The sequence below is a fragment of the Sutcliffiella sp. NC1 genome, from assembly GCF_027594365.1.
Classification (GTDB): Bacteria; Bacillota; Bacilli; order Bacillales; family Bacillaceae_I; genus Sutcliffiella; species Sutcliffiella cohnii.
The window spans coordinates 1,038,020-1,064,999 of sequence record NZ_CP115153.1 but is presented as its reverse complement, the minus strand read 5'-3'; the positions used below and the strand labels follow the sequence as shown (position 1 = coordinate 1,064,999).

Below are 26,980 nucleotides of genomic sequence, written 5' to 3'. Positions count from 1 at the left end.
GAGAAGAGTTTCAATGCTAAATTTTTTCACCATGCTTGATTAAGTGAATATGTTTATTTTGGTACACTTTTTGTACATTTTTTAGTTTTTTTAAGTACAATAAGATTAGTGTACAATTTTAATAGAATTAAAGGTGAATAAAAATGGTGAATAAAACGTTATATTTCTCCCTCTTTGTGTTTTTAGGAGGGTGCTCGTACGGGGTTCTATCTACTTTTGTAAAAAAGGCGTACGAGAAAGGATTTGTTTTCCAGGACGTTATTCAAAGTCAATTTTTCTTTGGCTGGGTCCTATTATTATTACTCATGTTGCTTTTCTCTCGTAATAGAGTGACAAAAAAGCAAATGATTACATTGATGCTAGTTGGAATTACTACGAGTTTAACAGGAATGTTCTATTATTTATCCCTTCAAACGATTCAAGCATCGTTAGCTATTATTTTATTATTTCAATTTACTTGGGTAGGAGTCTTAATAGAAAGTATTGTAAATCGAACTTTACCATCTAAAGAAAAAGTCATTTCCGTTATTATTCTTTTTATTGGAACTTTGTTATCTGGCGGTTTTTTCGGAAGCGAATCGTTCTATTGGGAAAAAAATGGAGTGTTTTTCGGACTTTGTTCTGCTATAACTTTTGCACTATTTATCTTCTTCAGTGGTAGAGTGGAAACGAACGTACCTACTATTACAAGAAGCTTTATGATGACATCTGGTGCGCTCTTATTTTTATTTATCATTTTAACGCCATCGTTCCTTATAAACGGGTCATTATCAGACGGTTTATGGCTTTACGGTGTACCTCTTGGAGTTTTCGGAGTTGTATTACCTGTTATCTTTTTTGCATATGGTGCACCGAAAATAAATAGTGGATTAGCTACGATATTAGGAGCTTCTGAGCTTCCTGTTGCAGTCATTATGTCGATGCTCGTTTTACATGAAGCAGTGACGTTTTTACAATGGGTTGGAGTGTTCATTATTTTAGTTGGAATTGCGCTCCCTCAATTTAACGTATTGAAAAAACAACCGTTGCAAGTTTAAGGATTTCCGAACTAAAATTTGTTTTTAGAAATAAATATTCGCTTTTTATTCTAAAAAAGGGGTTTTCAAACATCAGATTATAGTTTATAATCACTACTAAATCACAAACAACATACTGCTCATATAATCGTGGGGATATGGCCCACAAGTTTCTACCGAGTTACCGTAAATAACTTGACTATGAGTGACATTGACATGTATGCAAAAATACATTTTTTGCATCGTTCTTCGTATTTTCTTTAAATACTTAAGTCCGAATGTCAAGGATCACTTATATCCTTGATGTTCGGACTTTTTTGTTTGTTAAAAAATGATTTTTCAATACTTATAGGGAGGAAGAAATGATGAAACTACTAGAGCAAGCAATTCGTGAAAAAGGAACGGTTCTTCCTAATGATGTTCTAAAAGTTAATTCTTTTTTAAACCATCAAATTGATACGGAGCTAATGATTGCAATTGGCAAAGAGTTTGCACATCTTTTTGCACAAGAAGGAATTACGAAAGTGTTAACGATTGAATCGTCTGGTATTGCTCCAAGCTTTATGGCTGCAAACGAGCTAAAGTCACCACTTATTTTCGCACGAAAAAAGAAATCTTTAACCCTACAAGATAATGTGTATACAAGTAGTGTTTATTCTTATACAAAAAAAGAAACGAACGAGATTACTGTCGCAAAAGAGTTTTTAAATTGTAACGATACCGTATTAATCATTGATGATTTTCTTGCTAACGGTGAAGCAGCGTTAGGGCTAGCATCAATCGTTGAACAAGCGGGTGCGACAGTTGCAGGGATCGGGATTGTTATCGAAAAATCGTTTCAACCTGGTCGAAATAAACTGCTACAAGCAGGTTACCGAGTAGAGTCTTTAGCAAGAATTGAATCATTATCCAACGGTACTGTTACTTTTGTTACAAAAAATCATCTGGAGGAAGTACAACATGAAAACGAAAACTGTTCATTATCCGTGGTATAAGAAAGAAGATACAGATGCATTCTTCGCCCTTTTTCAAAACAATTTAGCTAACTTTGTTATCATTGCCGTTACGATGCTTGGACTAGGGTTTCCAGCAAGTATTGTATTCGGAAAAGTTATTCCTGGAGCTGCTGTTGCCGTTATTTTTGGAAATTTATATTATGCCTACATGGCAAATCGTTTAGCACAAAAAGAAAAGAGAACGGACGTAACCGCACTATCATACGGAATTAGTACCCCTGTTATGTTTGTCTTTTTATTCGGGGTGTTAGCCCCAGCGAAAGCAATTACAGGTGATCCTGAGCTAGCTTGGAAAATCGCAGTTGGTGCCGCATTTTTAAGTGGACTTATTGAAGCAGTAATTAGTTTTTCAGGAAATTGGGTTCGCGACCATTTGCCACGTGCTGCAATGCTCGGAGCTTTAGCAGGTGTTGCGTTTACGTTTATTGCCGGAGAAATGTTGTTTAATACATTCGCTATCCCAGTAGTTGGGCTTGTATCTTTAGTAATAATCATATTAGGTGTGATTGGAAAAGTAGTCATGCCATTTAAAATTCCAGCTTCCTTATTTGCTGTAGTAATTGGAACGGTTTTAGCATTCACGTTAGGATATCAATCGCCAAGTACGTTTCAAGAAGGATTAGCACATATAGGATTTTACCCATTCTTACCAAGTTTAGTTGCCTTTGAAGGTATTTCTTATCTTTTTGGAGCTTTAATCGGACTTTTAGCAGTTATTTTACCTATTACTCTTTATAATGCAATTGAAACAATGAATAATGTTGATGCAATGGCAGCTGAAGGAGACTCATACGACGTAAGGGAAAGTCAAGCTGTTGACGGTGTCGGCACAATGCTCGGTGCTATTTTTGGTGGATTATTCCCAACAACTGTTTATATCGCTGCTGTTGGTTCTAAATGGATGGGCGCTGGTAGAGGTTATAGTATTTTAAATGCTGTAGTTTTTGCTATTGCTGCAATGACTGGATTAATCGCTGCTTTAGCTGCTATTATCCCACTAGCTGCAGTTGCACCAATTTTAGTATTCGTTGGTATGTCGTTAGTAGTTAGCTCTTTCCAATCAAACGAGAAAAAGTATTTCCCTGCTGTTACTATCGCAATGTTACCTTACTTAGCTAACTATGTGATGACTAGATTTAATAACAATGCTGGTGAAGTTGTTGCTGGTATATCGGAAGGGATTGTTCCGTTAGGTCAAGGAGCGATGTTTACTGGTATCATACTTGGAGCAATTACTGTTTATATTATTGATAAAAAATACTACCATGCTATGAGTTTTGCATTTATTGGAGCATTTCTATCCTTTATCGGATTGATGCACGCACCGAAGCTCGCTATTAATGCTGCTCCAGATTTCTCAATAGCCTATATTTTAATTGCGCTATTCTTATCCTACTACGGTTGGAAAGAAGCAAAAACCTCCACGATTCAAGATGTAACAAAGAAAGTTGCCTAAAGAGGTTGAGACACAACTATTTTTATCAAAGTAATAAACGAACAAAAAATAGTAAAGTGGAAATAACCCGCTCCGGAAATATACTTCGCTTTCCGCGGGCAGCTGGTGAGCCTCTGCTCCCGCAGGAGTCTACGTATATTTCCTCCGCTGATTCCGCAATTGTTCGTTTTTTATCATGATCATTTTAGTTTTGTCCCAGCCTTTTTTTGATTGTTTTTCATTGATGAGAAATAATTCGTTTTAGGCACTTAACTTGTCTTAAAATTAATTCTCCTTTTTTGTGACAAGCGCCCACGAGTTTTCTAGACTTCTTTCATAGACTAGGAAGGAAAGGAAAAGGAGGAGGAAAAAAGTAAATGTATAGACATGATATGCATGGACCACCTCATGGCGGACAAAGATTTATTGGTGGTTTTGGTTACCCACTTTTAGGTGGTTTTTTAGGTGGCGTATTAGGTGGTGCTTTAGTTTCTGGCCCAGGATTTGGTGGGGGATTTGGACCACGTCCTAGACCGTTTTATGGTGGATATGGACCAGGCTTCGGTGGGTACGGACCTGGATTTGGGTATGGACCTGGTGTTAGACCTGGATTTGGATATGGACCAGGATTTGGCGGAGGTTTCTATCGTTAAAAATTTATCATTTAAAATAAAAACCTGAAAGAGATTTCTTTCAGGTTTTTTAATCTATATAATGATTCATATCAAATGGTACATATTTCATAAATACCGGAACAGACTTTACTTCTTTCTTTCCTATTTTTATAAGAAAATTACCAACCGGTTCATGAGGATCTATATGTTCTTCGTTTACGTTTATATTTAAATCAACTCGTAACTGCTCTTTTTCCGCTTTCGTTAAAGGAAATCGAATAGACTCTTTCACGTAGAGATTTTCAGTGAATGGCTGTTTCTTTTCACGAGATAACTGACTAGTTACGATATCAACCATCTCATAGTTGTTAAATGCATTATTGAATAGGGAAATATGATCACGCCAATCATGTGGATCATTTAGTGTTACAGCAATTAAATCCATTCCATCTTTATTCGCTGTTGACACTAACGTTCTTTTCGCTCTTATCGTATAACCTGTTTTTCCACCAGTCGAGTATTGATACATTCCTGTTACTAATCGGTTTTTATTTCGCCAATATTGATCTCCATATTTTTTAGAAGAAAACTTATATTCCTTCGTCCCAGCAATTTTTTTATATATAGGATTATTGTATGCATAACGAGTTAGTAACGCCATATCATATGCGGTAGAATAATGTTTCTCGTGATCATCTAAACCGTGTGGATTAGAGAAATACGTACTTTCCATTCCCAATTCTTTAGCTTTTTCATTCATCAACTTACAGAAACCATCTAAACTTCCACCAACATGTTCTGCAATAGCTACAGCCGCATCATTTCCCGAACGAAGCATCATTCCGTAAACTAAATCTTCTAGTTTTACCTTTGTGCCTGCTTTTAAATATAAGGAAGACCCTTCTACACCTTCAGCATTTTCACTTATATTAACCAACTCATCTAATTTCCCAGACTCTACCGCAATAATTGCTGTCATTATTTTTGTAATACTAGCAATTCTCTTTTTCGAATAAGCATCCTTTTCAAACAGTATTCTTCCTGATTCCTGTTCCATTAAAATGGCACTTTCTGCTGAAAGGGCATGTGCATGATTCGTTTTCGCTATGATAGGAATAAGGCAAAGAATGATTGAACACATCAACTTTATCGAAAATTTCAAAGCTAAATCGTCCTTTCCTTTTAGAGATACTTTTTAGTGTGCAGTATCTAAAAGAAAGTATTCTATAAATGTTCATTGAATAATTTGGTAAACATACTATTGTATTACTATTCTTTCTCTAGAAAAAAAGCGGAAGTTGCACTAATAGCAACTTCCTACTTTTTTCACTCTGCATATTCTAACTTCTTCCATCTAAAAAACGTGATGATCGCAACGATAATAGAAACGCAAGCGATTCCTGTAAACAGATAAACGTGCTCATAATGTTTACCGTAATAAGACTCGATAGTAAAATGTAAAGAAACTACGTTCACGGCAATTGTTAAAACGATAATAACCCAACATAACTTCTTACCCATGACGAATCTTCCTTCCGACTGCATACACCGTCCCATTGTGAACTTCTAGCTCAATTAAAGGTAATTCCCGCTGCGGTGGTCCTGCTTCAGGATGGCCACTATCAACATTAAAGTAACCTTTATGGCATGGACATAAAAGCGTATCATTTTCCTTTTCATAAAATACCGGACATTGTAAATGGGTACATTTATTGTTATATGCTTTTAATTCACCACGAGGTGTATGAACTAATATCGCTGGTTCATGTTCTGTCGGATAATTAAAGTTAACGGAAGTTCCTTTTGGCAAATTTTCCAAGTCAACTATTTCTACTCTATTTTCATCCTCTACACCGTCGTCCATCATTGCTTTTATAGAAAAAGGAATTGTCGCTAACCCAAGTGTTATAGATGCTCCTACAGCGGATTTTAAAAATGCTCTTCTATTATAATTCAAATCATCTTTTTGATTTAAGTTATCGACGAGATTTATCATATCTTCGGTCTTTTTTCCTTTATTCTCTTTGTTAGGCATCGGAACCACTCCTCTCTTGCATATTCTTAGTCACTATAAACTCCAAAAAATTCAGGGACATATTCCCACTTATTTCCCTCTTTTGGTTTTTTTCCTTCGACTAAGTTCATTTGTGTTCGTCTTCTACGTAATGCTTGCATTTCATCAAAGTCAATAAAACGAATGGCTTCAGATGGACAAACAGATGCACACATTGGAGCGATATCATACTTCGTTCTGTCATAACACATGTCGCATTTATACATTTTATTCTCTTCGAAATCGAACTTAGGTATTCCGAACGGACAACCGAACGTACAGTTCCGACAACCGATACATTTTTCTTCCATAGCAGAAAGTACGACGCCTTCTTCTGTTATTTGAATCGCATTCGCTGGACAAACTCTCGCACAAGCAGGTTCTTTACATTGCATACATAGCATCGGATATGTTTGACGGCTTTCCATAAAGTCCACATACTCTACATAGTTTCTTTCTTTCGCATCATGGTCTCCACACTCTCGACAAGCAGCTTGACACGCACGACACCCTATACATCTTTCAAATTCTAAATACATTATTTTATTCATGATGTTCGCCTCCTTTAGCTAAATTTTTTCTATTTTAACGGAACATACTTTAAATTCAGGCATTCTAGATGTTGGGTCTAAAGCAGGGTTTGTTAATTGGTTAACGGCAAGCTCTTTTCCCCAGTGATACGGTACAAAGATCGTGTCTTTTCTAATTGCTTTCGTTAAACGTACCTCTAATTCCATATGTGATCTTTTCGTTGTAAGTTTTACTTTATCTCCATTTAATAAGTTGTATTGACTAGCTAGCTCGGGATGCATTTCCACGTATGGTAGTGGGCATTGTTCCATTAAGAAATCGACACGTCTCGTTTGAGAGCCTGATAAATAATGGAATACTACACGTCCTGTTGTTAAAATGTGTGGATATTCAGGTGTTGGGATTTCTCCAGGTTCTTGCCATTTAACAACTGCCAAATTCGCTTTCCCATCTGGAGTTCCAAACTTTTCTTTAAACATCGTTGGCGTACCAGGGTGATCTTCGGAAGGACACGGCCAGAACACTCCGTCCTCTTTCTCAATACGCTCCCAAGTAATTCCGTAATAATCCGCTTTTCCACCTTTTGAAGCAATCCGAAACTCTTCAAATATTTCTCTTGCATTGTTATATGGAAATAAATGGCCTTTACCCATACGTTCTGCGATCATCTTAAAGATTTCCCAGTCTGGTTTTGATTCGCCAATCGGTTCAACTACTTTACGAATCCGAATAACGCGACCTTCTAAGTTCGTTGTTGTTCCTTCATCTTCAGCCCAAGATGTTGCAGGTAAGACTACATCTGCAAATTCAGCTGTTTCTGATAGGAAGAAATCACTTACTACCATAAAATCAAGCTTCTTGAACCCATCCCAAATATATTCTGTATTTGGTGCTGATACTGCAGGGTTACTACAAATAACATGCATCGCACGAATTTTGCCTCTTTGAATCTCGTCAAACATTTCGTATGCGGAAACTCCTTCTTTCGGCATTTCGCTCGGATCGATTCCCCATACGCCTGAAATATATTTCACCGCTTCAGGATCATTAATTTTTCTATAGCCTGGAAGTGCATCTGCTTTTTGTCCGTGTTCACGACCACCTTGACCGTTCCCTTGTCCAGTAAACGTTGCAACACCAGAAGCAAATTTTCCTACTTGACCTCTTAGTAGTGCCATTGAGCTATATAACGCAACATTGTCTACACCTTTCGTTTGTTGTTCCACTCCGCGAGCAAACATAACAACGGATTTTGGAGACTGACCAAATATATGAGCAGCTTTTATTATTTTTTCTTCCGCAACACCAGTAATTTCTGAAGTGTATTTTGGTGTGTACTTACGTACCGAATCTTTTAACTCTTCATAGTTATTACAGCGCTCCGCTACATACGCTTCATCCACATAGCCTTCTTTTATTAGTAAGTGCATCATTCCGTTTGCTAGCGCAGAGTCTGTACCTGGTTTTAAATCTAAATGTACGTCAGCCACACGAGCTGTTGGAACTTCACGTGGGTCCGCTACAATTAATTTTGCGCCTTTGTCTTTTGCTTTCCACAGCCATTGAATACTAGTTGGATGACATTCAGCTGTGTTCGTACCAGCCATAAAGAAACAATCGGTATGTTCTAGTTCTGGCCAAGGTAAAGTCGAACCACGGTCAATACCGAATGTTTTCATGAAGCCACCTGCAGCAGAACTCATACAAAAACGTCCGTTATAGTCAATGTATCTCGTACCTAATACGGCGCGAGCGTATTTCCCAACTAAGTAACATTTTTCATTTGTCATGGATACTCCACCGAAAACAGAAAGGGCATCTTTCCCATGTTCACGCTGTAATCTTTTATAATTCTCTTCTATTAAATCTAAAGCTTCTTTCCATGTCGCTTCTACAAATTGACCATTTTTTTTAATTAGTGGTGTTTTAATTCTTTCTTTATGATCAATTGTTTGATAAGCAGTAACACCTTTCGGACACATTTTTCCGTTTGTTACCGGCCAATCATATCTTGGTTCAACACCTACTACTTTTCCAGATTTCTCATTTACACGTATATGCATCCCACACTGCATCCCACAATAGCAGCAATGTGTTGTAATTAACTTTTCACCTGGTTTAATTAAGTTTTTTACTCCGTCTTTAACTTGGTATACACTCACGTTAAGTCCCTCCCACTGTTACTCTCATCTTTGTTTGTTGGTAATTTATAAAAATCTTCTGAGCGTTTTTTCCCAAACCCAGATAGATGAATTCCATTTCTTGTTTGAACTGGTCCGTATGGATCACCAATTGGCGCTTCCATATTCATTTGCTTCATCGCGCGAATTCTTCTTCGACAAGCAGGACAATAATCAGATAAGTATGTTCCATCTGCTAGTTTTAAATCGAAGCTTTGTGCACCTAATATTGCCTTTACGTCTGAAATTTGATCGTCACTACTATACGTTGTTTTACATTTTGCACACTCTCTCGTATCTACCTTTAGCTCCTCCTGGTAGTTCATCGGAACCGCTGTCGCTAAAGGACGAATTGGGAAGTGGAATAGCTTACCGAATGGAAAGTATACGAGTAGCATTACTACTGTCACTTGGTGAATTAGCGTTAAATAATGATGTAAGAAACCATTTAAGAAAGCATAAGAGACAGTTAAAACTAATCCTGAAACTGTTACTGCAAGCAATAAATATAATGGGAATAAATCAAATTCCACTCGTTGTGTTACTTTCACATCTTGACTTTTATTTCTTCTAATTAGTGCCATGACTACACCAAGTAACACCATTAGAGCTGTAATATTTAAACCGTTATATATTAAGCTAGCCAAAAATCCATTAGCAGCCATTTTCATAGTTGGTATATTAAACATGACAATTTGGTAAGTGGATGGGTCTATTAAATCAAATCGTAACCAACCGAATGTTAATCCGAATGTAATTGCGAAAGATCCAATACAACCCCAAGCAATCATGATGTGTTGCACTCCACGCCATATTCCTCTTTTAAAAATAAACTTTTGTAGAACGATATTTTCAAATGCCGTTTTTGCGATTGCTTTCACATTTCTTTTTTTACGTTTACGATTTTTTAAGTTTGAGAAACTTCTTTTCATTACTTGATGAGTAGCTGGCCGAATTAACCATGCACACATTCTAATCGTTATTCCGATTGCAAAAATAATTGATGATAGGAAATAACCTAGTAACGCCATATCAAAATGTAAAAAACTATCGGTACTAACCCAAGTAAGAAAGATTAAAAATAATGAAACAAAAAACGCGTACATACTTGTTTTAGAATAAAAAGACCTTGAAAACTCCATTATGTTCACTCCTTATAAACGAATACTGCCTCTTTTCGTATCTTCATTCTATCTGTTGAGTAATTCACCTGACTGTGAGTTACATCACACTTAATTTTGACAGTTATGTGACTAGCAAATTTTAAAATAGTCTAAATATTAATTTACAAAAAACTGAAAAACTTCTATTAAAATTAAGTAGCATTTTGCACATCCCACTGTGACAAAATCGTGAAATAAAATTATGCCATTTGTTATTTGTGAGGAAAATCACATTATTGAAAATGGAAGTACCCTACAATAAAAGTATGAAAGCAAGAAAGGGTGTTTGAAATGAAAAATACACATATAATTGCAATTGCAAGTGGTAAAGGCGGAGTTGGTAAGTCTACCGTTTCTGCCAATCTAGCTGTTAGTTTAGCGAGAGAAGGAAAAAGTGTAGCACTAATCGATTTAGATATATATGGATTTAGTATTCCGAAGATGTTTTCTATTACAGCAAGCCCAAAAACGATCAACGGAAAAATCATCCCAGTTGAATCACATGGGGTTAAGATTATGTCAATGGGCTTTTTAGTAAAAGGAAATGAGCCAATTGTTTGGAGAGGCCCTATGTTGGGAAAAATGATTGAACATTTTACGAAGGATGTAATTTGGGGAGAGCTAGATTATATGATATTAGATTTACCTCCAGGTACAGGTGATATTGCACTTGATATGCATCATTACATTCCTCAAAGTAAAGAAATTATCGTTACGACACCACATCCAACAGCAGCACATGTAGCAGAACGAGCTGGTGTGATGGCTCAAAAAGCAAATCATGATATTTTAGGTATTGTTGAAAATATGAGTTTCTTCACCCCTCCAAATTCAGAGGAAAAACATTATATTTTTGGCAAGAATGGTGGAGTCAACTTAGCAAACACACTTCAAACAGAAGTATTAGTTAAATTGCCGATTGAACCAGTTGAGGAAGATAAAATTAGTAGTGCCATTTTCACGGAAGAATCGCCGTTATATTACGCTTATAAAGAGTTAGCACAAAAAGTACAATTACTTTTACAAGGTGCAGGTGATAATTATGTTAACGAAAAATAAATCTTTTTACGAAACCTATGAAACGTTAAAAGAACTTATTAACTTAATTGACCATACGGTTAAAGTGGAAAAAGAATGTTTTTTATTCCAAGAAGGGATGTCTGCTAAAGAAATATATATCGTACGCTCTGGAAAAATTTTAGTTAGTAAAGTAGCAGCTGATGGAAAAGAACTGACTATGCGTATTTGTGGAAAAGATGAAATTGTCGGTGAGCTTACTTTATTTACGGATGATGCGAGATATATTTTAAATGCAAAAGCAATGGAACATTGTGAAGTTGGTGTCATCAAAAAAGATGTATTAGAAGAAGAGTTTCTTCACAACAATCAATTAGCCTTTGAATTTATGAAATGGATGAGTGATCATTTTAGAAGAACACAGACAAAGTTTCGCGATTTAATATTAATAGGAAAAAAAGGAGCGCTATATACAACGTTAATTCGCATGACAAATAGCTATGGAGTTCCTTCAAGTAATGGCATTTTAATTGATATGCATTTAACAAACCAAACGCTAGCCAATTTCTGCGGGACAACGAGGGAAAGCGTAAACCGTATGCTGTCTGAGTTAAAGAAAAATAAAATAATCTCTATTGCTAGAGGAAGAATTACGATTCATGATCTTGAATATTTAAAAGCTGAAGTAAACTGTGAAGGCTGTCCAATTAAGTACTGTACAATTGAATAAAACGAAAATAAAAGCAATTGGCTAAGCCCAATTGCTTTCTTCCTTTTTCTTTCTCATCACTTCTGGTATATAAACACAATACGGTTCGCTTTCTAAATAATCACCTGTAGCCGCATACGCTCTCGATCTTGAACCGCCACATACGAAACGAAATTCACACACTCCACATTTCCCTTTGTAAAGGTTAGGATCTCTTAACTGTTGGAAAATTGGAGATTCACGATAAATAGTTGCTAACGGTGTTTCACGTACGTTTCCGCCCTTAACGGGAAGTAATCCGCTCGGATATACATCGCCGATATGAGAAATAAAAACAAAACCGTTACCATCATTAACACCTTTAGGAGCACGACCGAGTCCATCAATTAAACCAGTAGTTCCATCCTTCAACACATGTTCATATTGAATGACTTGCTCCTTATTTCGAGCTTCTTTTCTCTTTTCCAGCAACACTACTCTTCTGTAATGTTGAGCAGCTGTCGTTTTTATGTCAAACGGCACTCTTTTACTTGCTGCATAAAGCCAACGAAATACTCGCTCATGTTCTACTGGTGAAATCATATCCTTTTCTTGTCCGCGACCTGTTGGTACAAGAAAAAACACACTCCATAAAACACAACCTAATTGTTCTACTAATTCCAGCATTTCATCCAATACATGTATATTATAATTCGATATGACCGTATTTATTTGCAACGGTATTTCCAACTCTTTTAAATACGAAATTGCATCCATTGTTAGCTGAAAGGAACCACTCGTACCGCGAAAATGATCATGAATTTCCGCTGTCGGGCCATCTAAACTAAACGCCCATCTAGCTAATCCTATCTCTTTCGCCTTCTGGATAGCTTCTTTCGTTACATTTGGGGTGGCACTAGGTGTCATGGAAACACGCACACCTTTTTCGATAGCATATTTCCCAATCTCAAAAACGTCAGGTCTCATTAATGGATCTCCACCAGTAAATACTAAAAGCGGGTTATCCATTTCGTATATTTCATCAATTAATTTTTTTGCTTCTTCAAAGGATAATTCTCTTGGATCCCTTTTGTATTGAGCTTCTGCTCGACAATGTAGACAATTTAACTGGCATGCACGTGTTAATTCCCAAATAACTATGAATGGATTTTCATTAAAGTCTTTATCCCACATCGAGTAACACCTCCTATATTTATTATAGGGTGTTATACTTTTAACAGATGTGACCACTATCACAACATCCTTCACTTTCACAATGTTGTCAAGACTTGCCTATTCGTTTTAAGTCTTCTTGATAATTTATATTTTGGAATATATTTTCACTTAACTGAAGGTCATGCTCATCTAAATATTTTACGTAAAGCTCGTTTACCAAAGCCATTACTTTTAAATTATCCTTCTGCAAAAAGGATTGTATAATTGGTGCCGTTCTACAATGGTACACCCCTACTAACGGTTGAACTTTTCCAAACACTTTCGGAATAATGGCATCATACTTTTCCATCCTAGCATCCACTATTTTATTTAATACTTTTCCATCAATAAGCGGCATATCACAAGGTATAACTACATACCAATCCGATTTAATTGTATTCATACCAGTGTATATACCTGCTAATGGACCCTTTCCTTTCACTTCATTCCTATCTACAACGACCAATCTCCCTTGTTTTTGAAATGTTTTTTGTAAATGTGGAACACTAATTGTAACAATTTGATTTGTTACTACTTGTAACGCTTCAAAAGAATATTGATACAATAGCTTATTTTTGTACGAAGCAAGTGCCTTTGGTGTGCCAAATCGACTCGATTTCCCACCAGCAAGTAGCAATCCTGTAATACTCATATTTTACTCCTTTCTACCATAAATATCATTCATTCATGATAACAATATTGCCACAAAATATTTATAGCTTTTTATTTTTTTTACCGTTACAATAGTGGAAACGCTAGGAAAGGGGATGACAACCAATAAATGCCTGACAAACTTTCAAAAGAGCTGAAACAATTTCTTTATACATTTGAAAAGAAAATTAACATAAAAAAAGGTACTTACCTGTTTCATGAGGGTGAAACAGCTAATGAAATATATTTAATCCTTAGTGGAAAAGTTCAAATGAGTAAAATTACACCTGATGGACAAGAGCTTACGATGCGTTTATGTAGTGAAGACGATATTGTCGGTGAACTAACGCTATTTACGGATGGTGCACTTTATTTGCTTAACGCTAAAGTTATAGAAGACGGAACAGCAATTGTAATTCCAAAAGATGAACTAGAAATAGGTGTTGCTAACGATAGTAAAATTGCTGTAGAGCTGATGAAATGGATGAGTATCCATTTTCGAAAAACACAAACAAAATTCCGTGACCTCGTTTTAAAAGGGAAAAAAGGTGGCTTATATTCGACATTAATACGAATGACTAATAGCTACGGTGTAATGAAACCGAACGGTATATTAATTGATACACCACTTACAAACCAAGATTTGGCTAACTACTGCGGTACATCTCGAGAAGTTGTTAATCGGATGTTAAGCGAGCTTAAGAAAAATGAAATCCTTTCTGTTGAAAAAGGAAAAATAACCATCCATGATCTAAACTTTTTAAAACTTGAGATCGACTGTGAAAATTGTCCCGTTGAATTATGTAGCATTGACTAGAGCAGAACAGCAATTGTTCTGCTCATTTTAGTATTGCACTACTTAAGAAAAACTAATAAAATCGTAAAGAAAAATAAAGCAGAGTTTATAATTTCATAAATACCTAACTTCATTATTGACAAACTTTTCCCATAAAAGTAAAATGCACGGAAAAGACTTGGAATAAATGCAATTATAAGCAACGGATTTATGAATAGCATCCCCACCACTGCGATGATGTGATAGCCCCACGAAATAAATAAATATTTCCGGTTATTTTTTTCTCTAATCATCGTCTTTACATAAAAAGTACTTCCTACAAAAAATAAGAAGTTAAACATAAAAAGAAGCCATGCAGTACGATCAATACTTTCAACACCAACGTGATAGCTCGCCAATCCAGCAATACAAAAAACGATAATAGCGCTAATATCATTTAGTAGGGCACGCTCGTTTTTTTGTCTAGCAAAATATATGTTTATGAGAAAAAACGGAATTAAACTTACTCCAAAATAAAATAACGGGAAATGATAGTATAAAACGATTATAAGAAAAAGTAAGGCAGGAAAGGCATAATAGAAAAACCATTTCCAATGTAGGGACGGCTTTTTCTTCTTTATTGCCATTAATAATGGATATGTTGATAAATAAAGAAGTAGCCATCCTAAAAATAACGGTATATGCAAAATAGATGCATTACCTATAAAAGCACTTAGTAAAAAAGGAATAAGTAGCATAGCCCACGCACCATGCTGTTTAGGTAAAACAAGCTTCATTTCGAAACATCTCCTTTCCTCTTATAGTATAATTTCTATAAAAACCATCTGAAGTGATGTACATCACACCTTCCCACTCTAATTATGACTTTTTTGCAAATCAACAACGAAACAGTAAGTTTTGCAAATTCGACAAATCCCTAAACCCAAACAAAAACGCTAGAACTAATCTAGCGTTACGATAACTTTTCTATAATATATATTCTTTTTCTTCCGATTTTCACTTTTGAAGCTATTGTTTCCAGGAAATTCATAATAAGCAAAGAGCCAAAAATCCAGTGAATGATGTAAAGTAAAGGATAGGTTGCGAGTTGATCCATGTTAGGGTTTAGCGTTAAAAGACCGTATAACCACTCGTATAGCAAGGAAAATATATTGCTCATATCTGCACTTAAAAATAACAGTAATCCACTTATAAGAAATCCAATTAAACTTCCTTTCAACTTAAAGCCTCTTTTCGGTTTTTCATCGTTACTGAAGTCACATCTCCAAATAAAAGACATAACTACAATAGCAACCATTAAGTACGGAACAATAACCCATAGAATGATATCAACCATATTCATCATTCACTTCACCCTTTTCCTTTAAGTTACTACTATTGTAACGTTGTCATTGTTTCGAAACTGTGATTATTATCACAGTTCTGTCACTTTTTTTAACTTTGTCTGTACAATAGGTCACTGATTTAGATTGAAAAGCGCATGTAAATAGCAAAACGAAAAACACTAAAATTATTTTCTTAACATATTAATATAAAGGTACTCCAAACAGTGGTAGCCAATAGACAATTATTTCGATTTAAATTCAGAAATTAGGAGTGGGTTTAACGATGTTTTATGCTCGTTTAGTTCAATTTAAATTAGGAAAAGACAACCGAATGACTGCGGAAAATATAATAAAAAAATACGATAAGATTAGTCGTCAGTTAACAGGTTTTCGGGGGAGTGTTTACTTTTTTGATGATGCATCAGGAGAGTATCGAGCTTTAAACTATTGGGATACGAAGGAGCATGCAGAAATTGCTAATGAAAAGCTTTTTCCATCGCTAGTGGAGGACCTTCAGAACATAACAAGTTCGGAGCCTACTTATAAATATTTTGAAGTGTTTGATCCTACAGACGATATCGATCTAATCAAATCACATAGTATTAAGTGAAACTACAATCAGTGGTACCCCCACTGATTGTTTGTAAATTAATCGGAATTTTTTTTTGTTTTTCCAATAGAAAAACCTTCAAAGAACCTTCCACCGTAAGGTTTAAGAACTTTATCAATAAAGCTCACTATTTTATGAATATCGTTTGTTTTATAAAACGTATCGAAGGCTTCAACAAATTCGTTTGCAAGTTCCTTATCGTGCTGAACTAAGGAACGGACAACCCATTTTGATGAACCTATCCATTTACGGTTACTGCGTAGAATGAACTCACTTACTAGTTCACCGAGTTTACTAGCAACAAAAATCCCTTCGCCTCTGTTTTGGCAACCGATTAAATCATCTAACGCATCTGTAATAAAATATCGCTTCATATCAATCGTATCTTTTGACCACTCTTTTGGTCCTTGATTCAACAACTCTTTTGCTTCTTTTTTTATTTCTGTCAAAATACCAGTATCTTTTAAAATCTTTCCTTCACTTACCATTGTTGGCATACTAGGTCTAGCTGCCTTACAATCACTTTCAAAAAAGAACCGATAAGATGTTAAATTATGTACAAACAGTTCAATGTTCCAACCAAATTCAATGAGCGACTCACGATATGAAGAAGTTAAATTTTCATCAAAAATTACAATATCTAAATCAGAAGTTTCCGTTGCTTGTCCACGAACAACACTTCCTGCTAAAATAGCTCCCTGACAATTTGAAAAGTACTTTTCAATAATGCAAGTGGCTGCTTCTATCGGCTCTAGTCTATTTTTCATTTTTATTTACTCCTCTCAACAAGAGTTAATTCTCTTAAATTCATCCTCTCTGTCTACCTATTTTTTACTACCTAATATAGCAATTTTAACATGAATCTCCTATCTCTCCACAAAAAAAGTCCGCTTTATGCAGCGAACTTTTCTAAGTTAATTATATACTTTTGTGGCTTTCTCTCCTAATAAAATTCGTTCAATAAAACACCTTTTCCTATTAACCGCCGCTTACTGGAGGTATTAAAGCAACTGTATCACCTGAAGCTATTATTTGTTCATCCGTTGCATATTCTTCATTTATCGCGACCATTACTTGTTGTAGATTTGTAAGCTCATACTCCTTATTCAACTTTTCCTTTAGTTGTAATACGGTTAATTGCTCTGAGTCTATTTCAAGCTGTCCTGCACCAGCTGCCTCTTGTAAATATGAAAACAGTAAAACTTTTATCATTCTAATCCCTCCGGTTTTCCACTTGGGTAACTCGTAGTTTCTAATTGATCTCCAATCCACATATCTCCGTCTTCCCAATGTTCCTTTTTCCAAATCGGTACAATTTGTTTAATTCTTTCGATTGCGTATTCATTAGCTTCATATGCATCTTTACGATGTGGCGTCGAAACCGCTATTACTACTGCAATATCTTTAATGTCGAGCTTACCAATTCTATGTGAAATGGCTACATGAGCATCTGGCCACTTCTCTTTTATCTCTGAACCAATCTCTGCAAGTTTTTTTTCTGCCATAGGTACATATGCCTCGTATTTTAAATAGAGCGTTCGTTTACCTTTCGTAAATTCTCTAACTGTACCGATAAACGTTGTAATTGCGCCAGCTTCTCTTCGCTCTACCTTTTTTACTATATCTTCCATCGAGATCGGCTTATCTGTTATCTCAAACATTTTACTCATTTTCCTTTGACACTTCCTCCCATAACCAATGTATAAACCGTTCATCTTCCTCTAGATAAAACGTCGGTATTCCATTGTTGTTTTTAAACACTACGTTGTCCCAGCATATTACTGCTATAATGTTCGATAATTCATCAAGCATGTTTAAGTCATTGTCATTTTTTATTAAAACTATTTTCGGATAACCCTCTTTTTTATACCCTTCAATAATAACTTTACGAACGTTTAAAAACTCATACAGTTGAACAATTTTGGCTAAACTCCATTCCTCACCATGGGCAAATAGTTGAACTTCTCCGTCCCCTTGAACAGTCGATAAAAGCGCTCCTGCTTTTTGGTGACGTACCGAATCTGACCCTTCCACACTTTCCAATTTACCACCGTGTCCATGATGTTTAATTGAACCAACTTGAAGACCATTTTTTGTAAAATAACGAATTATTTTTTCAACGAGCGTTGTTTTTCCACTATTTTTATAGCCTACAACTTGAATAATATTCATTTTTCCGCCCATAGCGTATTTGTCCCTTGCTCCACTTCTAATAGAAGGATCGTTACTTTGTCACCCTTCGTAAACCCTCGAGTCCCACCTGGTAATACGATCAATACATTTGCACCAGAAAGCGAGGTAACAACGTTCGATTTATCAAGACCACTTGTTTTTACTACTAAGTGACCATCTTTAAAAGTAGCCGCACCACGTACAAATCTAGTAAACGGATTTGGTTTAGGAAAATCTTCTTCTAAAATCGCATCAACCGACTGTAAGTATGGAGTATAGGAGCGTAACATCGTTTTAACTACAGGTCTGACGAAAAGCTCGTACCCTACATAACAAGCAGATGGATTGCCCGAAAGTCCAAATAGTAGTTTCCCATTTAATTCTGCTACCGTTGTTACACTTCCTGGCCTCATCCCAATTTTATTAAATAACACGTTCGCACCAAGTCGCTCATAAATTGCTGGTAAATAGTCGTAGTCACCTACTGAAACGCCACCAGTTGTTATTAATATATCTACTTCGTCTAGTGCATTTTTTATAGCCTCAAAGCATTCATCCAATTGATCGTTCAGCTTTCCAAAGTATCGAAACGTAGCCCCACTTCTTATAACTTGTCCTTGTACCATATAAGCGTTACTGTTCCTAATTTTCCCTGGTACTAACGGTTCGTTCACTTCCAATAATTCCGTTCCTGTAGCAAAAATACCTATTAATGGCTTCTTACTAACGCGAACTTTTTCATATCCAAAAGTTGCTAACAGTGCTTGAACTCCTGGATTAATACGTGTCCCTTTTTCCACTAAAGGTGTGCCTTTCTTCGTATCTTCTCCTTGAAAGGACACATTATCACCTGAACGGAAAGAGCGTTTAATGCTCATATATTTTTTGCCGTCCCGTTCATATTCTTTCGTTAACTCTAGCATCACAACAGCATCACATTCATATGGCATTTGTGCACCTGTCATAATACGAACAGCCTCAAATGGCCCAACTTTTTTTGTCGTAACAAATCCCGCTCCAATTTCATCTATTACTTTAAATTCTATTTCATTAAGTTGTGAAGCTTCCTTTGAATCTATTGCTCTTATCGCAAAACCATCATAGGGAGACTTATGGAATGGCGGTACATCGTGACTTGCGATTAAATCTTCCGCTAAATATCTTCCATAGCTATCCGGTAGAAGCACCTCTTCGTTGCTCCCTATTTCAGCGAATTTCATCACTTTTCGTATTGCTTCTTTTACTGGAATTGGCTTTCTTGTTTCAACAGTCAATCCTCTCACTCCTTCTACCTTCTTATAATACCAATTTATCAAACACATTTAACAGAAAATGTGATTTACCTCACACGTCACATTATTGTGACATTTATATTGATTATTTGTGATTCACATCACATTCACTTCATCCAATAAAACTTATGATAATAGTGAAAAGAATAATGGAGGCGATATAAATGGAACAAATCTTTCATGAACAATCTATCGTAGGTGATATTGTTACAAAGTTTCCGAAAGCCGGTGATTATTTTAAAAGTGTTCGAATAGATTTTTGTTGTGGTGGTAACCGCCCTTTAATAGAAGCTGTACTAGAGAGAAATCTAGAAATACAAGATGTATTATCTAGTCTATCCAATATGTATATGGATGCAAAACAACGGAATGAATTAGGTACAGATTGGGATCAAGCATCTTGTGAAGATATTATAGATATTATTATTCAGAAACATCATCAATTTTTGCAAGAAGAGCTGCCTGCTCTTAGCCCTTATGTTACAAAAGTATTTAGAGTCCATGGGCAACATCATACACATTTAAAAGAAGTTCATAGCTTATTCCATGAACTTAAAACAGAACTAGAACAACATACAATAAAAGAAGAAACGGAAGTGTTTCCAGCTATCATTGAAGCAGAAAGAGAAAATGTGGAAACAGCTTCCGCTGAACTTCTAGAACATATTAAACATTTAGAAGATGAACATGATCACGCTGGTGACATTATAAAGAAATTAAGAGAGATTACGAATGATTTCACTCCACCAGAAGGGGCATGCGGCACTTACCAACTAGTATATCGCCGTTTAGCTGGCATTGAGGATGATTTGTTTAAACATATTCATTTAGAAAATAACATATTGTTCCCAAAAGCAAAAGAACGTTGGATTTCTTGAGTATAGGAGGAAAAATAGTATGCAACAATGTGGAATGTTTAACGATTTAAACAGGGAGCCTATCCAATTATCTCAAGGTTTGCAGTTACTAAAATCTGAACATGGTCCATTAAATGAAGCGAAGGCAGAAATGAATAATCTTGCTAGAGACTACGCTCAAAATACAGAGCCAAGTCAATACAAGAAGTCTTTATTGCACTTAAGAACGATTGTTACTAACTTTTTTGATGAATTACACGTTCATTCGGAAAAAGAAGAAGGATATCTTTTTAAAATGATGGAAAAGTATATCGGAAAAGAGTCTGGACCACTAGTTGTAATGGAATATGAACATGATGAAGCGAAGCGTAATATTCACGAGTTTCTTGCTCGTACTGAAAATATTACAGAACCTATTCAGCCTGAAACATTCGAAAAGCTTCTAATTCACGTAATGACAACTTATGACGTACTAACATCTCACTTTATGAAGGAAGAACAAGTGTTGTTCCCAATGGCAGAGCAATATTTAACAGTAGAAGAAAAAGAACTCTTATTAGAACGAGTAAAATAAGTAATGGGCGTCCCACATAATGGACGCCCATTTTTCTTCTATCCGATATATTTATAATAAACACTTTTTGCTTTTATCATATCATTTGTTCCGTGAATAAACGCTCTACCGTCATAGAAAAACACCACTTTTAAATCTCCATCCATAATGGAAACTAAATATGGATTTCTTTCACACTTACCTAGCTTCGTGAGCTTGTTATACAGTTCGTCTAAATTAATTTCCCCTATCGTTTTAGGGCGAATTTGTACTGTATTTCTTCCACAAAGCACCTCTGCTTTTGTCGCGTTTTCATAACGTAAATATGGATAAGTTCGAACTTTCCCGCAAGAATGGCAATCATTACTTTTCGCATTTTGTACTTTCATCGTAAAGAAGTCATTTTGCCATACATCAAACGTTAATAATGTATCACGAATAGCCTCATCATTTTCTGTTAAAATCTTTAACGTTTCTGCTACTTGATACGAAGATACTATTTGTACCACTGGACTAAGTATACCTACAGTATCACAAGTCATTCCTGACATTGGAATCGTTTTTAACAAGCATTGTAAACACGGAGTTTTTCCTGGAATAAACGTAAAATTCATCCCGTAACTTCCAACACATGAACCAAATACCCAAGGAATGTTATGTTTTTGTGCTAGATCATTGACAATAAACCTTATATCAAAATTATCAGTTCCATCGACGATAACACTTACGTCACCGACTAGTGGTTCTAACGTTTCTCTATCAGCATCCATAACATGGGGGACAATTTCTACTTCTGAATTTATTTCTCTTAATCTTCTTTCGGCAGCAACCGCTTTTGGTAATTGCTCCACAACATTTTCTTCCTTATATAATTGCTGTCGTTGTAAATTTGTCCAGTCAACGTAGTCACGATCGACAATCGTTAATTTGCCAATCCCTGCTCGAACTAACATTTCTGCGTTGGCACTTCCTAAAGCACCTGCTCCTACAACGAGCACATGTTTATCTCTTATCTTTTTTTGCCCTTCTTTTCCGATAGGAGTAAATAGCTCTTGACGAGAATATCTCATTTCTTCTCCCCCATTAACATAATGTATCTATATTACAACATTTGTACAGTCGTCCATCTGTGATATACGTCACAGATTATTCACTTAATGATTGTTACCCTTTTATTAGGTTATAATACTATAGAGGTGAAGAAATCATATGATACCAACAAATAAGTACTCTGCTATTAAGGCAGCTATTTTGACGGTAAGTGATACTAGAACAATTGAAAATGATCGCAGTGGACAAACGATAAAACAACTTTTAGAGAATAGCAATCATACCGTAATAGACTATAAAATTGTAAAAGATGATTTTCATGATATTGTTACTATTTTAGAAGATTGGTGTAATCTTCCTGACATACAAGCTATTATCGTTACTGGCGGTACTGGTTTTACTGCAAGAGACATTACATATGAAGCCGTGACAAGTATATTTGAAAAAGAAATGACAGGTTTTGGAGAGTTATTTAGAATGTTAAGCTTCGAGGAAATTGGAGCGAGAGCAATGTTTAGTAGAGCAACTGCGGGAAGTAAAAATAGAACACCTATCTATGCTCTACCCGGTTCTACGAATGCAGTGAAACTTGGTACAGAAAAATTAATTCTCCCTTCTGTTTCTCATTTTATTGAAGAATTACATAGACATTAGGAGTGAGGCTAGATGAGTTCATTTTCACATTTCAACGAACATGGTCGACCAAAAATGGTAGACGTTTCAGAAAAAGGAGAAACGAAAAGAAGTGCCACAGCGCGTAGCTCTATCGTTTTTTCTAAAGAACTATACGAAGCGATTAATAGTGGAAGTATTAAAAAAGGTGATCCATTACAAACTGCACAAATCGCCGGTATTATGGCCGCAAAGAAAACGTGGGAGCTTATCCCAATGTGTCATCCTCTACTATTACAAGGAATTGATTTTTCATTCGAGTATATTTCTCATCCTTCGCATTATGAATTACAGATCGACTGTGAAGTGAGATGTAGCGGTAACACCGGGGTCGAAATGGAAGCTTTAACAGCAGTATCTGTGGCGGCTCTAACGTTTTACGATATGTGTAAAGCGATGGATAAGGCGATGGTTATTAAAGAAACGTTCCTCCTTGAGAAAAAAGGTGGAAAAAGTGACTTTATCCACAATAAAAGCTAGCCATATACACTTCTAAATAAAACTATCATTAAAAGGATAATATCTTTCTGATATTATCCTTTTTTGGTCATATTTAGCTACTCTAGTTACTATAAAATCATAGTAATATTTACATATAATCAGTTTTCTTAAGGGGCTGTACCCATGAAAAACAATAAAGTTGTAACCTTATTCTTTAGTGGCTACTTTTTACTGTTGCTATCGTTAATACTTGGTGTACTGTTTTTTCAATATGAACGGAATGAAGAAGAAACTATTAACCTCTCATTTAGCGAAGAACTAGAAAAGTATGAGAAAGAAGTCGAAGTACGGGAAATGGAATTATCGAATTCAAGAAAATGGACAGTATCTAAGGAGTTTGCCTTGACGGCAGTTACGATTGGCGCTATTTTAGATGTTGTTTTAGTCGTTTTATGGGCTAAATATGAAAATAAAAAAAAGAAGAGTCCAGCAGCATTCAATAAAAAAAGATGGCGAGACTCCAAATGGTTTTGGTACATATTCGCTTTTGGAGTCATACAACCGAAAAATCATAAACTTGTTATAAACTGGGCGAACATGGTTACTCTTTTCTTCCTTATGCATTTACTTTTCTTTTTTTTATTTTCATGATCACATAAAAAATGCAAGGTAATTTATGATTACCTTGTATTTTTTTATCCACCTATATAGGACATTTCTATTTTTTTACGGTTACGGGCAGTTTCTTCCGTTCTTTCTTCTGAGTAACGGTCCGCTCTTTTAGACCAAATATTTTTTATTGCATCTGTAAGTTCTTCGTCCGTTGCACCATTTCTTATTAAATCACGCAATGAAAATCCCTTTGTAGCAAAAAGGCAGTTATAAAATGTTCCGTCTGCTGATATTCTCGCTCTCGTACACGTAGAGCAAAATGCCTCTGATACGGAAGTGATAAACCCTAACTCTGATTTTGTACCAACGTGACGATAACGTTTCGCAACTTCCCCAAAATGAGCAGGATTTACTGGCTCTAGTTCAAAATGCTTTTTTAAAATGGTAAAAATCTCTTTCTTCGTTACAACATAATCAAATTTCCAACCGTTAGAACTTCCGACATCCATAAACTCGATAAAGCGAAGGGTAACTCCTAAATCTTTGAAAAAGGTCGTCATCGGTACGATATGATGGTCATTTAAGCCTTTTTTTACAACCATGTTGATCTTAACTTCAAGACCAGCGTCGATACTAGCGTATATTCCTTTAAGTATTGGTTTCACACCTACGCCTCTACCATTAATTTGCTTAAACAAATCTTCATCTAACGTATCTAAACTAATGTTTACTCTTTTCAAACCTGCTTCCGCTAGTTTTTTCGCTTGTTTTGGTAAATGTACGCCATTAGTAGTTAAAGCGATATCTTGAATACCCTCAATTTTGTTTAATTGCTCAATAAGTAGATGAAGATCTTTCCTTAATAACGGCTCTCCACCCGTCAAACGCACCTTTTCTACCCCTAATGGAGCTAAGTTAGTAACAACCCGAACAATTTCATCAAACGACAATAATTCTTTTTCTTTCATGAATGGAAAATCTGGTCCAAATATTTCCGCTGGCATACAGTAGGCACAGCGAAAATTACACTGATCGGTAACAGATATTCGAACATCACGAATTGGTCTATTTAAATAATCTTTTACCACTTCTAATTGTTGTGCCATCCTAATCGCTCCAGTCGTTTATTCTTATATTTTCATTTTAGATATTTCCTAAAACTATATCTGTGATGAACATCACAGTATATGTAACTATTATTATTTATACTCAAAATAAGGGACAAATTGAGACGGAGGTAAGAAAATGTTTAAAATTTTTCTAAAAACCGATAAAGCTATGAATGACGTGACAGAAACGATGATAAAATATGGTTGGTTTCATTCCGAGAATGTATATAAAAAAAGTAAAAATCGTAAAGTATTGATTACTTTTTCATGGGAAAATCATTCGCTTGTAGGAACGTTTGCACAATCGCTAAACTTTAAAGAATATGAGTTTATTCATCACGCATTAATCGATCTAATAGATAATTTACATGCAACCTACGATGATAGTCATTGCTGTTTAGGTTACTTAGAAGATGGAAGCCAAACTTTTATCGTAACGAATTGGGCTGCATGGGAAAAGTTTTTAACCACTGCAAAGCTAAAGTCATTAGAAGGAAAGAAAGTTTCTGTTCAAGATGAAAATGAAAACGTGTTGTTAGAAGGCTTACTTGTCGACTACGAAACGGATCCATTTAATGATATTTTCACAATCATTTCTTGCTCTGTTATTACTCTTTTTGGCGAAAGAAAGACAACTGGGTCAAATTTAAAAATTGAAGCTGTATATGAATAACTCTAATATAGTAAAGGATGCCAACAAACAATGGCATCCTTTTTATTAGGAAGAAATTTTTTGTGGTTGCGGTAACACACGTCTTTTTTCTTTTCTTTGAAATAGAACAAAGAAAAGAGCGATGATAAGGAATATGCTTGAGATTTGGAAAAGTACGGCTATTTCAACAAATTGAGCAACAACACCGAAGATAAGTCCACTTAATCCGATTCCTAAATCAATGGACGAAAAAAACATCCCGTTTGCTACTCCTCTTCTTTCCGGCGGAGTTTGAGATAATGTCCAAGATTGTAACGTTGGGATTAAGGAGCCAAAACCTACTCCAAAGAGAACTCCAGCAATTGCGATCATTAAATTAGAATGAGCTAGCGATACAACCCACAGGCCAATAAAAGCTAACGAAATACATAGTACTACTAAACTTTTCGGTCCATGTTTATCAAACCATTTACCAGCAATTGGTCTAGATATAGATGCCATTATTGCATTTAAAAGATAGAAAAGGAAGATTTGTTTTATTCCCCGCTCATCGCCAAAAATAACGATAAATGTGACGATTGTTCCATAACCAAATGTTACCATAACAGTGATAAGCGCAGGATACCAACTCGATTTTTCGATAAACGATCCGAAGTAGGAAAATGGTATTTCTTCTTTCTTTGCTTTTCTAACTTCTTCAGGTGTTTCATATTGAACGACAGAAAATAAAATAATCGCAATAACTCCTAAAAAACTAGATATATAGATTAAGTTTGTAAACGTTGTTACTTGATAAAGAAAGATACCTAAACTTGGTGCAACAATCATACCTATCGTTACAGATAGACCAAAGTAGCCCATTCCTTCCCCTAGCCTTGAATTCGGTACAATATCAACTGCTGCTGTTCCATTTGCAGTAGTGGAAATCCCCCAAGCTATTCCGTGCAACAAACGAATTATTAAAACGATGGCAACAATTTGTGTTATCGGATGTATGATCGTTACAAATAATAGCGCAACAGCTGATAAAACAACTAACGGTTTTCGTGCTGAAAACCTTAATAAAAATCCAATGTATGGTCTGCACAATACAGCTCCAATGGAAAACATTGCGGTCACTAAACCAATTTCAAACCCTGACGCACCTAACGATTTTATATAAGCTGGCAATGTTGGGATAAGCATTTGAAATGACATAAAAAGAAAAAGATTTGCAAATATTAGCATAATAAAAGATTTGGTCCATAGTGGTTCTTTCAT

32 protein-coding genes and 1 riboswitch are annotated in these 26,980 nt (G+C 35.6%); of the genes, 14 read left to right on the top strand and 18 right to left on the bottom strand.

Going from position 1 to position 26,980, the window contains the following annotated elements; translation table 11 throughout:
• The first annotated feature begins 143 nt into the window (after positions 1-143).
• From O1A01_RS05385 to O1A01_RS05370, 4 genes are all read left to right on the top strand, one after another.
• Positions 144-1,037 carry an EamA family transporter gene (locus O1A01_RS05385; protein ID WP_066420645.1) on the top strand — a complete coding sequence of 298 codons (894 nt, stop codon included), beginning with the start codon at positions 144-146 and terminating at the stop codon, positions 1,035-1,037.
• A gap of 99 nt (positions 1,038-1,136) precedes the next feature.
• Positions 1,137-1,238, top strand: a riboswitch (purine riboswitch).
• A 143-nt stretch (positions 1,239-1,381) separates the two neighbouring features.
• A complete protein-coding gene (locus O1A01_RS05380; protein WP_270066378.1) occupies positions 1,382-2,011 on the top strand; it encodes a xanthine phosphoribosyltransferase in 630 nt (209 codons plus the stop codon).
• Entirely contained in the window at positions 1,977-3,488 is a 1,512-nt protein-coding gene (locus O1A01_RS05375) for a solute carrier family 23 protein (protein WP_270065750.1), read from the top strand. The genes O1A01_RS05380 and O1A01_RS05375 overlap by 35 nt, the downstream gene beginning before the upstream one ends.
• 356 nt (positions 3,489-3,844) lie before the next feature.
• Positions 3,845-4,120, top strand: a complete 276-nt coding sequence (locus O1A01_RS05370) for a hypothetical protein (RefSeq protein WP_066416681.1) — start codon at positions 3,845-3,847, stop codon at positions 4,118-4,120.
• 49 nt (positions 4,121-4,169) lie between these two features.
• Here the strand turns inward: O1A01_RS05370 and O1A01_RS05365 are convergent, their stop codons facing one another.
• From O1A01_RS05365 to O1A01_RS05340, 6 genes are all read right to left on the bottom strand, one after another.
• Positions 4,170-5,243 carry a D-alanyl-D-alanine carboxypeptidase family protein gene (locus O1A01_RS05365; RefSeq protein ID WP_066416683.1) on the bottom strand — a complete coding sequence of 358 codons (1,074 nt, stop codon included), beginning with the start codon at positions 5,241-5,243 and terminating at the stop codon, positions 4,170-4,172.
• A gap of 164 nt (positions 5,244-5,407) precedes the next feature.
• Positions 5,408-5,602 (bottom strand): hypothetical protein, encoded by a 195-nt coding sequence (locus O1A01_RS05360; protein WP_066416684.1) that lies wholly within the window; start codon positions 5,600-5,602, stop codon positions 5,408-5,410.
• On the bottom strand, positions 5,595-6,116 hold the full coding sequence (locus O1A01_RS05355) for a QcrA and Rieske domain-containing protein (protein WP_270065749.1): 522 nt from the start codon (positions 6,114-6,116) through the stop codon (positions 5,595-5,597). The genes O1A01_RS05360 and O1A01_RS05355 overlap by 8 nt, the downstream gene beginning before the upstream one ends.
• Positions 6,117-6,142: 26 nt before the next feature.
• Positions 6,143-6,685 carry a 4Fe-4S dicluster domain-containing protein gene (locus tag O1A01_RS05350; RefSeq protein ID WP_270065748.1) on the bottom strand — a complete coding sequence of 181 codons (543 nt, stop codon included), beginning with the start codon at positions 6,683-6,685 and terminating at the stop codon, positions 6,143-6,145.
• 18 nt (positions 6,686-6,703) lie between these two features.
• Positions 6,704-8,827, bottom strand: coding sequence for a formate dehydrogenase subunit alpha (gene fdhF, locus O1A01_RS05345; RefSeq protein WP_270065747.1), 2,124 nt, complete (start codon positions 8,825-8,827; stop codon positions 6,704-6,706).
• The gene (locus O1A01_RS05340; protein ID WP_270065746.1) at positions 8,824-9,987 is read right to left on the bottom strand and encodes an MFS transporter; all 1,164 of its coding nucleotides are present in this window, start codon (positions 9,985-9,987) and stop codon (positions 8,824-8,826) included. The genes fdhF and O1A01_RS05340 overlap by 4 nt, the downstream gene beginning before the upstream one ends.
• Before the next feature lie 312 nt (positions 9,988-10,299).
• Between O1A01_RS05340 and O1A01_RS05335 the strand changes: the two genes are divergently transcribed.
• Both O1A01_RS05335 and O1A01_RS05330 read left to right on the top strand, forming a co-directional pair.
• Entirely contained in the window at positions 10,300-11,067 is a 768-nt protein-coding gene (locus tag O1A01_RS05335; protein ID WP_066416692.1) for an Mrp/NBP35 family ATP-binding protein, read from the top strand.
• Positions 11,051-11,755: a Crp/Fnr family transcriptional regulator gene (locus O1A01_RS05330; protein ID WP_270065745.1), complete on the top strand. Its 705-nt coding sequence runs from the start codon at positions 11,051-11,053 to the stop codon at positions 11,753-11,755. The genes O1A01_RS05335 and O1A01_RS05330 overlap by 17 nt, the downstream gene beginning before the upstream one ends.
• A 21-nt stretch (positions 11,756-11,776) precedes the next feature.
• Here O1A01_RS05330 and O1A01_RS05325 read toward each other — a convergent pair whose 3' ends face one another.
• Entirely contained in the window at positions 11,777-12,907 is a 1,131-nt protein-coding gene (locus O1A01_RS05325) for a TIGR04053 family radical SAM/SPASM domain-containing protein (RefSeq protein WP_270065744.1), read from the bottom strand.
• An 88-nt stretch (positions 12,908-12,995) separates the two neighbouring features.
• On the bottom strand, positions 12,996-13,580 hold the full coding sequence (locus tag O1A01_RS05320; protein WP_270065743.1) for a molybdenum cofactor guanylyltransferase: 585 nt from the start codon (positions 13,578-13,580) through the stop codon (positions 12,996-12,998).
• Between the two features lie 129 nt (positions 13,581-13,709).
• Here O1A01_RS05320 and O1A01_RS05315 point away from each other — a divergent pair, with 129 nt between their 5' ends.
• Positions 13,710-14,396, top strand: a complete 687-nt coding sequence (locus tag O1A01_RS05315; protein WP_270065742.1) for a Crp/Fnr family transcriptional regulator — start codon at positions 13,710-13,712, stop codon at positions 14,394-14,396.
• A 38-nt stretch (positions 14,397-14,434) separates the two neighbouring features.
• Here O1A01_RS05315 and O1A01_RS05310 read toward each other — a convergent pair whose 3' ends face one another.
• Entirely contained in the window at positions 14,435-15,151 is a 717-nt protein-coding gene (locus tag O1A01_RS05310) for a YwiC-like family protein (protein WP_270065741.1), read from the bottom strand.
• A gap of 176 nt (positions 15,152-15,327) precedes the next feature.
• Complete coding sequence (locus O1A01_RS05305) at positions 15,328-15,720, bottom strand: respiratory nitrate reductase subunit gamma (RefSeq protein ID WP_270065740.1); 393 nt, start codon at positions 15,718-15,720, stop codon at positions 15,328-15,330.
• A 263-nt stretch (positions 15,721-15,983) separates the two neighbouring features.
• On the opposite strand from O1A01_RS05305, the gene O1A01_RS05300 reads away from it, so the two are divergent.
• Positions 15,984-16,310, top strand: coding sequence for a hypothetical protein (locus O1A01_RS05300; protein ID WP_066416710.1), 327 nt, complete (start codon positions 15,984-15,986; stop codon positions 16,308-16,310).
• 38 nt (positions 16,311-16,348) lie between these two features.
• Here O1A01_RS05300 and O1A01_RS05295 read toward each other — a convergent pair whose 3' ends face one another.
• The 5 genes from O1A01_RS05295 to O1A01_RS05275 all read right to left on the bottom strand — a co-directional run bounded on the left by O1A01_RS05295 (position 16,349) and on the right by O1A01_RS05275 (position 19,702).
• Complete coding sequence (locus O1A01_RS05295; protein ID WP_270065739.1) at positions 16,349-17,077, bottom strand: nucleotidyltransferase domain-containing protein; 729 nt, start codon at positions 17,075-17,077, stop codon at positions 16,349-16,351.
• 211 nt (positions 17,078-17,288) lie between these two features.
• Positions 17,289-17,522, bottom strand: a complete 234-nt coding sequence (gene moaD / locus O1A01_RS05290; RefSeq protein WP_066416714.1) for a molybdopterin converting factor subunit 1 — start codon at positions 17,520-17,522, stop codon at positions 17,289-17,291.
• Complete coding sequence (locus tag O1A01_RS05285; RefSeq protein ID WP_066416717.1) at positions 17,519-17,980, bottom strand: molybdenum cofactor biosynthesis protein MoaE; 462 nt, start codon at positions 17,978-17,980, stop codon at positions 17,519-17,521. The genes moaD and O1A01_RS05285 overlap by 4 nt, the downstream gene beginning before the upstream one ends.
• Positions 17,973-18,482, bottom strand: a complete 510-nt coding sequence (gene mobB / locus O1A01_RS05280) for a molybdopterin-guanine dinucleotide biosynthesis protein B (RefSeq protein ID WP_270065738.1) — start codon at positions 18,480-18,482, stop codon at positions 17,973-17,975. The genes O1A01_RS05285 and mobB overlap by 8 nt, the downstream gene beginning before the upstream one ends.
• Positions 18,479-19,702, bottom strand: coding sequence for a molybdopterin molybdotransferase MoeA (locus O1A01_RS05275; RefSeq protein ID WP_333482935.1), 1,224 nt, complete (start codon positions 19,700-19,702; stop codon positions 18,479-18,481). The genes mobB and O1A01_RS05275 overlap by 4 nt, the downstream gene beginning before the upstream one ends.
• A 236-nt stretch (positions 19,703-19,938) precedes the next feature.
• Between O1A01_RS05275 and ric the strand changes: the two genes are divergently transcribed.
• Together ric and O1A01_RS05265 are read left to right on the top strand one after the other, a co-directional pair.
• Positions 19,939-20,652, top strand: coding sequence for an iron-sulfur cluster repair di-iron protein (gene ric / locus O1A01_RS05270; RefSeq protein ID WP_066416724.1), 714 nt, complete (start codon positions 19,939-19,941; stop codon positions 20,650-20,652).
• Positions 20,653-20,671: 19 nt separating this feature from the next.
• Positions 20,672-21,205 (top strand): hemerythrin domain-containing protein, encoded by a 534-nt coding sequence (locus O1A01_RS05265; RefSeq protein WP_235858139.1) that lies wholly within the window; start codon positions 20,672-20,674, stop codon positions 21,203-21,205.
• A 38-nt stretch (positions 21,206-21,243) separates the two neighbouring features.
• On the opposite strand, the gene O1A01_RS05260 is transcribed toward O1A01_RS05265, so the two are convergent.
• Positions 21,244-22,254, bottom strand: coding sequence for a MoeB/ThiF family adenylyltransferase (locus tag O1A01_RS05260; protein WP_066416727.1), 1,011 nt, complete (start codon positions 22,252-22,254; stop codon positions 21,244-21,246).
• 139 nt (positions 22,255-22,393) lie between these two features.
• Between O1A01_RS05260 and O1A01_RS05255 the strand changes: the two genes are divergently transcribed.
• The 3 genes from O1A01_RS05255 to O1A01_RS05245 all read left to right on the top strand — a co-directional run bounded on the left by O1A01_RS05255 (position 22,394) and on the right by O1A01_RS05245 (position 23,998).
• Positions 22,394-22,888 carry a MogA/MoaB family molybdenum cofactor biosynthesis protein gene (locus tag O1A01_RS05255; RefSeq protein WP_066416729.1) on the top strand — a complete coding sequence of 165 codons (495 nt, stop codon included), beginning with the start codon at positions 22,394-22,396 and terminating at the stop codon, positions 22,886-22,888.
• 12 nt (positions 22,889-22,900) lie between these two features.
• The gene (gene moaC / locus O1A01_RS05250; protein ID WP_270065736.1) at positions 22,901-23,386 is read left to right on the top strand and encodes a cyclic pyranopterin monophosphate synthase MoaC; all 486 of its coding nucleotides are present in this window, start codon (positions 22,901-22,903) and stop codon (positions 23,384-23,386) included.
• Between the two features lie 144 nt (positions 23,387-23,530).
• Positions 23,531-23,998, top strand: a complete 468-nt coding sequence (locus tag O1A01_RS05245) for a hypothetical protein (RefSeq protein ID WP_066416734.1) — start codon at positions 23,531-23,533, stop codon at positions 23,996-23,998.
• Positions 23,999-24,042: 44 nt separating this feature from the next.
• Here the strand turns inward: O1A01_RS05245 and moaA are convergent, their stop codons facing one another.
• The gene (gene moaA, locus O1A01_RS05240; RefSeq protein WP_270065735.1) at positions 24,043-25,065 is read right to left on the bottom strand and encodes a GTP 3',8-cyclase MoaA; all 1,023 of its coding nucleotides are present in this window, start codon (positions 25,063-25,065) and stop codon (positions 24,043-24,045) included.
• A 139-nt stretch (positions 25,066-25,204) separates the two neighbouring features.
• On the opposite strand from moaA, the gene O1A01_RS05235 reads away from it, so the two are divergent.
• Positions 25,205-25,741: a hypothetical protein gene (locus O1A01_RS05235; RefSeq protein WP_066416742.1), complete on the top strand. Its 537-nt coding sequence runs from the start codon at positions 25,205-25,207 to the stop codon at positions 25,739-25,741.
• A gap of 45 nt (positions 25,742-25,786) precedes the next feature.
• On the opposite strand, the gene O1A01_RS05230 is transcribed toward O1A01_RS05235, so the two are convergent.
• Positions 25,787-26,980 carry an MFS transporter gene (locus O1A01_RS05230; RefSeq protein WP_270066377.1) on the bottom strand — a complete coding sequence of 398 codons (1,194 nt, stop codon included), beginning with the start codon at positions 26,978-26,980 and terminating at the stop codon, positions 25,787-25,789.

Bases quoted from the DNA above. Each gene is read 5' to 3' on its own strand.
- O1A01_RS05350 (WP_270065748.1), bottom strand. From the start codon at position 6,685: ATGAATAAAATAATGTATTTAGAATTTGAAAGATGTATAGGGTGTCGT.
- moaA (WP_270065735.1), bottom strand. From the start codon at position 25,065: ATGGCACAACAATTAGAAGTGGTAAAAGATTATTTAAATAGACCAATT.
- O1A01_RS05375 (WP_270065750.1), top strand. From the start codon at position 1,977: ATGAAAACGAAAACTGTTCATTATCCGTGGTATAAGAAAGAAGATACA.
- O1A01_RS05380 (WP_270066378.1), top strand. From the start codon at position 1,382: ATGAAACTACTAGAGCAAGCAATTCGTGAAAAAGGAACGGTTCTTCCT.
- ric (WP_066416724.1), top strand. From the start codon at position 19,939: ATGGAACAAATCTTTCATGAACAATCTATCGTAGGTGATATTGTTACA.
- O1A01_RS05370 (WP_066416681.1), top strand. From the start codon at position 3,845: ATGTATAGACATGATATGCATGGACCACCTCATGGCGGACAAAGATTT.
- mobB (WP_270065738.1), bottom strand. From the start codon at position 18,482: ATGAATATTATTCAAGTTGTAGGCTATAAAAATAGTGGAAAAACAACG.
- moaC (WP_270065736.1), top strand. From the start codon at position 22,901: ATGAGTTCATTTTCACATTTCAACGAACATGGTCGACCAAAAATGGTA.
- O1A01_RS05300 (WP_066416710.1), top strand. From the start codon at position 15,984: ATGTTTTATGCTCGTTTAGTTCAATTTAAATTAGGAAAAGACAACCGA.
- O1A01_RS05295 (WP_270065739.1), bottom strand. From the start codon at position 17,077: ATGAAAAATAGACTAGAGCCGATAGAAGCAGCCACTTGCATTATTGAA.
- O1A01_RS05275 (WP_333482935.1), bottom strand. From the start codon at position 19,702: ATGAAATTCGCTGAAATAGGGAGCAACGAAGAGGTGCTTCTACCGGAT.
- O1A01_RS05355 (WP_270065749.1), bottom strand. From the start codon at position 6,116: ATGCCTAACAAAGAGAATAAAGGAAAAAAGACCGAAGATATGATAAAT.
- O1A01_RS05330 (WP_270065745.1), top strand. From the start codon at position 11,051: ATGTTAACGAAAAATAAATCTTTTTACGAAACCTATGAAACGTTAAAA.
- O1A01_RS05325 (WP_270065744.1), bottom strand. From the start codon at position 12,907: ATGTGGGATAAAGACTTTAATGAAAATCCATTCATAGTTATTTGGGAA.
- O1A01_RS05320 (WP_270065743.1), bottom strand. From the start codon at position 13,580: ATGAGTATTACAGGATTGCTACTTGCTGGTGGGAAATCGAGTCGATTT.
- O1A01_RS05265 (WP_235858139.1), top strand. From the start codon at position 20,672: ATGCAACAATGTGGAATGTTTAACGATTTAAACAGGGAGCCTATCCAA.
- O1A01_RS05315 (WP_270065742.1), top strand. From the start codon at position 13,710: ATGCCTGACAAACTTTCAAAAGAGCTGAAACAATTTCTTTATACATTT.
- O1A01_RS05285 (WP_066416717.1), bottom strand. From the start codon at position 17,980: ATGAGTAAAATGTTTGAGATAACAGATAAGCCGATCTCGATGGAAGAT.
- O1A01_RS05385 (WP_066420645.1), top strand. From the start codon at position 144: ATGGTGAATAAAACGTTATATTTCTCCCTCTTTGTGTTTTTAGGAGGG.
- O1A01_RS05360 (WP_066416684.1), bottom strand. From the start codon at position 5,602: ATGGGTAAGAAGTTATGTTGGGTTATTATCGTTTTAACAATTGCCGTG.
- O1A01_RS05255 (WP_066416729.1), top strand. From the start codon at position 22,394: ATGATACCAACAAATAAGTACTCTGCTATTAAGGCAGCTATTTTGACG.
- O1A01_RS05310 (WP_270065741.1), bottom strand. From the start codon at position 15,151: ATGAAGCTTGTTTTACCTAAACAGCATGGTGCGTGGGCTATGCTACTT.
- O1A01_RS05335 (WP_066416692.1), top strand. From the start codon at position 10,300: ATGAAAAATACACATATAATTGCAATTGCAAGTGGTAAAGGCGGAGTT.
- O1A01_RS05260 (WP_066416727.1), bottom strand. From the start codon at position 22,254: ATGAGATATTCTCGTCAAGAGCTATTTACTCCTATCGGAAAAGAAGGG.
- O1A01_RS05235 (WP_066416742.1), top strand. From the start codon at position 25,205: ATGTTTAAAATTTTTCTAAAAACCGATAAAGCTATGAATGACGTGACA.
- moaD (WP_066416714.1), bottom strand. From the start codon at position 17,522: ATGATAAAAGTTTTACTGTTTTCATATTTACAAGAGGCAGCTGGTGCA.
- O1A01_RS05230 (WP_270066377.1), bottom strand. From the start codon at position 26,980: ATGAAAGAACCACTATGGACCAAATCTTTTATTATGCTAATATTTGCA.
- O1A01_RS05245 (WP_066416734.1), top strand. From the start codon at position 23,531: ATGAAAAACAATAAAGTTGTAACCTTATTCTTTAGTGGCTACTTTTTA.
- O1A01_RS05305 (WP_270065740.1), bottom strand. From the start codon at position 15,720: ATGATGAATATGGTTGATATCATTCTATGGGTTATTGTTCCGTACTTA.
- O1A01_RS05340 (WP_270065746.1), bottom strand. From the start codon at position 9,987: ATGGAGTTTTCAAGGTCTTTTTATTCTAAAACAAGTATGTACGCGTTT.